We start from the raw sequence: 7,708 nt of genomic DNA on the forward strand, positions 1-7,708 counted from the left end.
AATAGTTTCACAAATAATGTGAATTTCTTCACATAAAATAGATAGGAGTTGTCATTATTATGAGTACTTGGACACAAATTTATGACCCATTAAACAACATTTGGTTATCTGCACTAATCGCAGCACTTCCAATTTTCTGCTTCATCATTTGTTTAATGGGACTCAAAATGAAAAGTTACATCGCTGGTCTTTACAGTGTGATTGTCGCTATTATTCTTGCTATATTCGTTTATAAAATGCCAGCAACAGTAGCTGTAGCATCTGCCGGATTCGGTGTTTTATCTGGATTTTATCCAATTTGTACTATCGTTATCGCAGCCATTTTCCTTTACAAATTAACTGTTAAAACAGAGCAATTCAACATAATTCGCGATAGTATTTCAAGCATTACAAATGATCAACGTTTACAAGTATTATTAATCGCTTATTCTTTCGGTGCTTTCTTAGAAGGCGCAGCTGGTCTAGGGGTTCCAGTTGCTATTACAGCTGCATTACTTGTAGGTATGGGCTTTAATCCATTAAAAGCAGCCGGTATTTGTTTAGTAGCTAACATCGCTGGTGGTGCTATGGGTGCCATGGGTATCCCAGTTACAGTACCTGCACAATTAACTCAATTAGACGCATTAACTATAGGTCGTCAAACTGTTCATATTTTACCATTCATTAGCATTATTTTACCTTTCTTACTTGTTTCAATGGTCGATGGAATTAAAGGTATTAAAGAAACTTGGCAAGGTATTCTTGTAAGTGGTGTCTCTTTCGCAATTACTCAGTTCCTTGTAACTTACTTCTTAGGTGCAGAACTTACTAATATTTTCGCAGCCGTTGTAAGTATGATCTCTCTTGCATTATTCTTACGTGTTTGGCAGCCAAAATCTTCTGCTAAAGAAGAAAAACAAGAAGAAAAAGAATCTCATACATTCAATCAAATTTTATATGCTTGGTCTCCATTCGTATTCTTAACTGCATTCGTAACAATCTTTAATTTAAAACCGATTAAAGCTTTATTTGCTCCGGATGGCGCGTTAGCAAACTTAGTATTTAACATTCAGTTCCCTGGTCTTCATAATATGGTTATGAAAACTACACCAATTACAAAAGCCGATACACCTTTCGCAGCTATTTTCAAATTCGATGTATTCTCTTCTACAACTACTGCGATTGTATTAGCAATTATCGTTTCACTTATCGTTTACCGCGTAAAAGGTAAAATGATTAAAGAACTGATGGTTGAAACAATTAAAGAACTAAAGGCTCCAGTATATACAATTTGTAGCGTTATCGCTTTAGCTTACGTAGAGAACTACTCTGGTATGTCATCTACACTTGGACTTGCATTCTCTTCTACTGGTAATGCATTCCCAGTTCTTTCTCCAATCTTAGGATGGATTGGCGTATTCATTACAGGATCAGTAGTATCAAGTGGTTCATTATTCGCACCACTTCAAGCAGTAACTGCAGACCAATTAAACATCGTCCCTTCTACACTCGTTGCATTAAACGTAGTAGGTGGTACAATGGCGAAAATGGTTTCACCACAATCAGTAGCAGTTGCTTGTGCGGCAGTTGGACTAGTTGGTCAAGAATCTGCCTTATTTAAAACAGCAATGAAATACAGTTTAATCTTCTTAGCCGTTATTAGCTTACTTCAATTAAACGCTGTATTTAATATCTTCTAAAAAAAAAGCACCGATCCAAATGGATCGGTGCTTTTTACATTACATTTTTTTATCCCGCTATTTGTGGGCAGTAAAAGCCCGATTGGTGAAGGCTAATAATCAGTGGGGGATTCCCCCCCACTGATTAAAGTTTCACTTTATCCTTTAATAAAGAAGCACCAGCAATTTCGGGATGCGTCATTTCATATGGATCCAAAATAATATCAAGCTCTTCTGCTGTAAGTACACCATGTTCTAAACATAGCTCCCTAACAGATTTTCCTGTCGCAATTGCTTCACGTGCAATACGAGAAGCTGCTTCATAACCAATATGAGGATTCACTGCTGTAATAACTCCAACACTTTTTTCAACATATTGCTTAAGCAACTCTTCATTCGCTGTAATTCCTTTAATACAATATTCACGGAATACACGGAATCCATTGTTCATAATACTGATGGATTGAATTAAATTAAATACGAGTACTGGCTCCATTACATTTAACTCCAATTGCCCAGCTTCTGACGCTAAGCAAATTGTATGGTCATTTCCGATTACTTGGAAAGCAACTTGGTTAATTACTTCTGCCATAACTGGATTTACTTTACCTGGCATAATAGATGAACCTGGTTGACGAGCTGGTAATTGAATTTCTGCTAACCCAACACGTGGACCAGACGCCATAATACGAAGGTCATTTGCAATTTTAGACATATTCATCATACATACTTTTAGCGCTGCAGATACTTCTGTATATGCATCTGTGTTTTGCGTCGCATCAACTAAGTGCTCTGCACCAACAAGAGGGAAACCACTAAAAGTTCGTAAATGCTTCACAACTTGTTCTATATAAGTAGGGTTTGCATTTAATCCCGTACCGACAGCTGTCGCACCCATATTAACTTCGTATAGATGTTGACGAGACTGTTTAATTCTTTTTATATCACGCTCTAGCACTCTGCTATATGCTTCAAATTCTTGTCCAAGGCGAATTGGAACTGCATCTTGCAAATGTGTACGCCCCATTTTAATAACATGATCAAACTCTTTTGCTTTATCATGAAAAGCAGAGTGAAGTTCTTCCATTGTAACAAGAAGTTCTTCTAGCATCATAAGAGTTGCAATATGAATCCCAGTTGGGAACGCATCATTTGTTGATTGCGCCATATTCACGTGAGTGTTTGGGCTAACTTTCGCATACTCACCTTTTTCGTACCCCATACGTTCTAACGCTCTATTAGCAATTACTTCATTAGTATTCATATTAATTGAAGTCCCTGCTCCGCCCTGAATTGGGTCTACGATAAATTGATCATGGAACTTTCCATCCATAATCTCTTGTGCAGCTTCTACAATTTCTTGTCCGATATCTTTAGCCAAGTAACCTGTATCTATATTTGCAAGCGCTGCCGCTTTTTTTACAATTGCCATTGCCGTAATGAGTGACGGATGAATGCGATATCCTGTAATCGGAAAGTTTTCTACGGCACGTAATGTTTGTACACCATAATAAGCTACACTCGGTACTTCCTTTTCACCTAAAAAATCTTTTTCTATACGTATATCCTTCGTTGCTATCATTTTTCATCACCTATACTTTTCATTCTAAATCCTTATCCAAAGAATTCGCCCTATAAAATACGAGTATCATTAAAAAGAATTCTTCAGTATCCACCTTCACTATAAAGCACCGCTTTTGAAAGCGCAAACATTTATTTTTCTATATATCCTTTTTATTAAAGTTTATATAATAGCAAATCCATTCATTCTTCTACTGCCTTTATTTCAACTCGCTTAATTTGATGCATATCCTTTTCAAGAACTTTAAAAGAAAAGCCGTGTTTCTCAATAATGTCCCCCTCAGCAACGATTTGCTTTTGTACCATAAACCACCCACCAATTGTATCAACATCATCAGCGACCAAATGTATGCCAAATAAATCATTTACTTCGCTAATAAGCACTTTCCCCTCTACAATTTTACACACTTCACTTATATGCTCTATTGGTGGATGTTCATCTTCATCGTATTCATCTCGGATTTCTCCAACAATTTCTTCTAAAATATCTTCTAATGTAACGATCCCTGCTGTGCCACCATATTCATCATATAATACAGCTAATGGAATGCGCTTTCTTTGCATTTGCAATAGTAAATCATGGATTGGGATATTTTCTAACACTTCAATAACTGAACGTGTATATGGTGTAATCGAACACTCTTCATCTCGATTACCATCCATATAACGAATAAATAAGTCCTTTACATTAACCATCCCAATAATTTCATCTTTATCTTCACCAAATACTGGATATCTCGTATATTTTTCTTGTGCAATTACTTTAATATGTGTCTCAAACGGCTCATCTTCATATAAACCAACAACTTCAGTACGGGGTACCATGATTTCCTTTGCTACCCTATTATCAAATTCAAAGATGTTATTTACATATTTAAATTCAGCTTGATTAATCTCGCCACTCTCATAACTCTCAGACAAGATTAATCTTAGTTCCTCCTCAGAATGTGCAACTTCATGTTCAGAAGCGGGATGTAAGCCAAATAAGCCTGTCACAAATCGTGCAGAGCCATTTAAAGCCCAAATAAATGGATACATAACTCGGTAAAAATAAATAAGGGGCTTTGATAATAATAAGCTAACTTGCTCTGCTTTTTGGATTGCAAAAGTCTTTGGAGCGAGTTCACCAATTACAACATGTAAAAACGTAATAACTGCAAATGCAATAATAAATGAAACTGTACTTGCAATTGCAGGAGATAAATCTAATTTTAAAAACAGTGGTTCGAGTAAATGTTTAATCGTCGGCTCTCCTAACCACCCGAGTCCTAAAGCAGTAATCGTAATTCCTAACTGACATGCCGATAAATACTCATCTAAATTTGAAGTTACCTTTTTAGCTGCCAATGCGCCTCGTCTTTTTTCACTAACGAGTTGATCAATACGACTGCTACGCACCTTTATAATTGCAAACTCTACAGCTACAAAAAAACCTGTTAGTGCAATCAGAACAGCTACCATCAATAATTTTAAAATATCCACATATGTCCTTTAGCTTTTCTTAGCTAAAGTTACACCTCCTTTAAAAAAGAAGTTTCACTTTAGTTTCTTCATTTACTTGAAAGCAACCCTATATAAAATTCACCAATTTTCAGTCCTCATACAATTCTAATGGCAAACCATCAGGATCTTGAAAAAAGACGAATTTTTTTCCCGTTATCTCGTCAACACGTATCGATTCCGTCTCAACATCACATCGGTTTAAATGTTTAACAGCTTCTTCTATATCAGTAACGGCAAAAGCTAAATGCCTAAGTCCAGCTGCTTCTGGAAAGCTTTTACGCTCTGGTGGATGTGGAAATGAAAATAATTCGATTTGATACTCTTCTCCTACACATAAATCTAACTTATAAGAATCTCGCTCCGCTCTGTATACTTCATTTATCGCTTTAAAACCTAATATTCTAGTATAAAAATCCTTTGACACTTCATAATTTGAACTAATAATTGCAACGTGATGTACTCTACATATATTCATGATTCCTCTATTCCTCTCTTTACCAAACATGCATATTCTCCTTTTAAATGAAAAACATATATAGCAGAATATCTCTTTTAGGGGGCCTATTATGAAATTTATCACTTTTTTCGTTGGACTTATCGTTGTTTTTTTCCTTGCCTACATTGCTAGCAACAATAAAAAACATATTAAATTTAAACCAATTTTTATCATGCTTATTATACAGTTAATTTTAACTTATTTATTATTAAATACAGCAATTGGCCTCGTACTTATTACGATAATTTCCAATCTGTTTACAAGGCTACTTGAGTATGCTGCCAGTGGAATAAACTTTGTATTTGGAGGTCTTGCAAATAAAGGAGAAATGCCATTTTTCCTTAACGTATTATTACCGATTGTTTTCATCTCAGTCTTAATTGGTATATTACAACATTTCAAAATACTACCATTCTTTATTCATTGGATTGGTTTCTTTCTTAGTAAAATAAACGGTCTTGGTAAATTAGAATCTTACAACGCCATCGCTTCCGCTATTGTCGGCCAATCAGAAGTTTTTATTACGGTAAAAAAACAATTAGCCCAAATTCCAAAACATCGACTTTATACACTTTGCGCCTCTGCTATGTCAACAGTATCTATGTCCATTGTCGGTGCCTATATGACAATGATCGAACCAAAATATGTAGTAACCGCACTCGTTCTCAATTTATTTAGCGGTTTTATTATCGTACTCATTATTAACCCTTACGACGTTAACGATGATGAAGACATTTTGGAAATCAAAGGGGAAAACAAAGTTTCTTTGAAATGCTTGGAGAATACATTCTTGATGGTTTTCGCGTAGCAATTGTCGTCGGTGCTATGCTCATTGGATTCGTCGCATTAATTAGTTGTATTAATGACCTATTCCTCATTATATTTGGAGTTACTTTCCAACAAATAATAGGCTATGTATTCGCCCCTATTGCATTTCTTATCGGCGTACCAAGTTCTGAAATTGTCACAGCTGGTAGCATTATGGCAACGAAGCTTGTAACAAATGAATTTGTAGCAATGATGGATCTTAGTAAAATTTCCAGCACTCTCTCTATCCGTACAGTTGGTATTATTTCTGTCTTCCTCGTTTCTTTTGCTAATTTTTCTTCCATTGGAATTATTTCTGGTGCGGTAAAAGGGTTAAACGAAGAGCAAGGAAATGTCGTTGCCCGCTTCGGCCTAAAATTACTATACGGCGCTACTCTTGTTAGTATTTTATCTGCGATTATTGTAAGTATTATGTTGTAATTAGGTAAAATTTTATCATTTTCTTATCCCTATCTTTTGTATACAATAACGAATAGGTGTCTTATAAATAATCAAGACATCTATTTTTTATACATGTACAATCGCTTTTATTTAGCGTAAAATATTTTTTATGTGTTTTAAATACACCTAGATGTATACACTTTGATAGTTTTAAAGGAGAAAAAATGATGAAATCCGACACAAACAACAATATGCGAGCCAAAAAAGGACGCTCAAAGAAAACACGCCTACTTTGGTTCCTTCTTATTCCATTACTAATTGTAGCACTTGGAGCAGGAGGTTACTCCTTCCATATATACAGTAAAGCAAAATCCGTCTTAAGCAACGCCTATTCTGAACTCGGCCGAGGAGATAAATCCAGCAAACGTGAAAAAGCTGTTAAACCTATGACTGACAATATTTCTGTTCTTATCATGGGTGTTGATGAAAGTGATATTAGGGAAAAAGATTACGGAAAAGCAACCCGTACAGATGCTTTATTACTTGCAACAATTAATAAAAATGATAAATCCGTTAAACTTGTCAGCATTCCACGTGATTCACGCGTCTACATTAAATCACGTGATAAATACGATAAAATTACACATGCGCACGTATTCGGTGGTGTAGACAGCACGATTGATACAGTAGAGAACTTTTTAGACGTTCCAGTTGACTACTATGTAAAATTCAACTTTAAATCCTTTATCAAAATCGTTGATTCCCTTGGTGGTATTACTGTCGATGTTCCGGTTGAGTTTACAGAACAAAATAGTAAAGACGAAGCAAATGCAATTCATCTTAAAAAGGGACGTCAACATTTAAACGGAGAAGAGGCACTTGCACTAGCTAGAACTCGTCATATCGATAGCGATTATATGCGCGGTCAACGACAACAACTTGTTTTAGAAGCTATTGCCGAAAAAGCACTATCTCTCAATTCCATTAATAAAATCGGTGGTCTACTAGATGCTGTCGATAATGATTTAAAAACAAATTTAACTTTTGATGATATGATGACAATTGCAAAAAATTCAATGGATTCAAGTTTAAAAATGGACAAATTTCAAGTGAAAGGTACAGATAAATATATAGATGGTATTTATTATTACGTTCCAAACGAAAAAAGTGTTAATGATATATCGACAACACTTCAAGAACATCTCGGTGTTACGAATAAAAATGAGCATAAAAAATTATAATAAAAAGGCTGCTAGATTTT

General features: G+C 35.3%; 5 protein-coding genes and 1 pseudogene. 3 read left to right on the plus strand and 3 right to left on the minus strand.

The genetic code is table 11. The annotated features are described in order from the left end of the window. Positions 1-59: 59 nt before the first annotated feature. A complete protein-coding gene (locus tag CDB3_RS21170; RefSeq protein WP_128855846.1) occupies positions 60-1,679 on the plus strand; it encodes a lactate permease LctP family transporter in 1,620 nt (539 codons plus the stop codon). A gap of 124 nt (positions 1,680-1,803) precedes the next feature. Here CDB3_RS21170 and aspA read toward each other — a convergent pair whose 3' ends face one another. The 3 genes from aspA to gloA2 all read right to left on the minus strand — a co-directional run bounded on the left by aspA (position 1,804) and on the right by gloA2 (position 5,217). Next, the gene (gene aspA, locus CDB3_RS21175) at positions 1,804-3,240 is read right to left on the minus strand and encodes an aspartate ammonia-lyase (protein ID WP_128855847.1); all 1,437 of its coding nucleotides are present in this window, start codon (positions 3,238-3,240) and stop codon (positions 1,804-1,806) included. Between the two features lie 182 nt (positions 3,241-3,422). After that, positions 3,423-4,721: a hemolysin family protein gene (locus CDB3_RS21180; protein WP_128855848.1), complete on the minus strand. Its 1,299-nt coding sequence runs from the start codon at positions 4,719-4,721 to the stop codon at positions 3,423-3,425. Positions 4,722-4,830: 109 nt separating this feature from the next. After that, positions 4,831-5,217, minus strand: a complete 387-nt coding sequence (gene gloA2, locus CDB3_RS21185) for an SMU1112c/YaeR family gloxylase I-like metalloprotein (RefSeq protein WP_128855852.1) — start codon at positions 5,215-5,217, stop codon at positions 4,831-4,833. Between the two features lie 91 nt (positions 5,218-5,308). Between gloA2 and CDB3_RS21190 the strand changes: the two are divergent. After that, positions 5,309-6,486: pseudogene (locus CDB3_RS21190) on the plus strand (NupC/NupG family nucleoside CNT transporter). A 185-nt stretch (positions 6,487-6,671) separates the two neighbouring features. Continuing rightward, positions 6,672-7,688, plus strand: coding sequence for an LCP family protein (locus tag CDB3_RS21195; RefSeq protein ID WP_128855849.1), 1,017 nt, complete (start codon positions 6,672-6,674; stop codon positions 7,686-7,688). Positions 7,689-7,708 lie beyond the last annotated feature (20 nt).

Source organism: Bacillus sp. CDB3 (assembly GCF_002081505.1).
Classification (GTDB): Bacteria; Bacillota; Bacilli; order Bacillales; family Bacillaceae_G; genus Bacillus_A; species Bacillus_A cereus_AT.

Excerpts from the sequence above, each read along its gene's own strand:
- aspA (WP_128855847.1), bottom strand. The coding sequence starts at position 3,240 with ATGATAGCAACGAAGGATATACGTATAGAAAAAGATTTTTTAGGTGAA.
- CDB3_RS21170 (WP_128855846.1), top strand. The coding sequence starts at position 60 with ATGAGTACTTGGACACAAATTTATGACCCATTAAACAACATTTGGTTA.
- CDB3_RS21195 (WP_128855849.1), top strand. The coding sequence starts at position 6,672 with ATGATGAAATCCGACACAAACAACAATATGCGAGCCAAAAAAGGACGC.
- gloA2 (WP_128855852.1), bottom strand. The coding sequence starts at position 5,217 with ATGAATATATGTAGAGTACATCACGTTGCAATTATTAGTTCAAATTAT.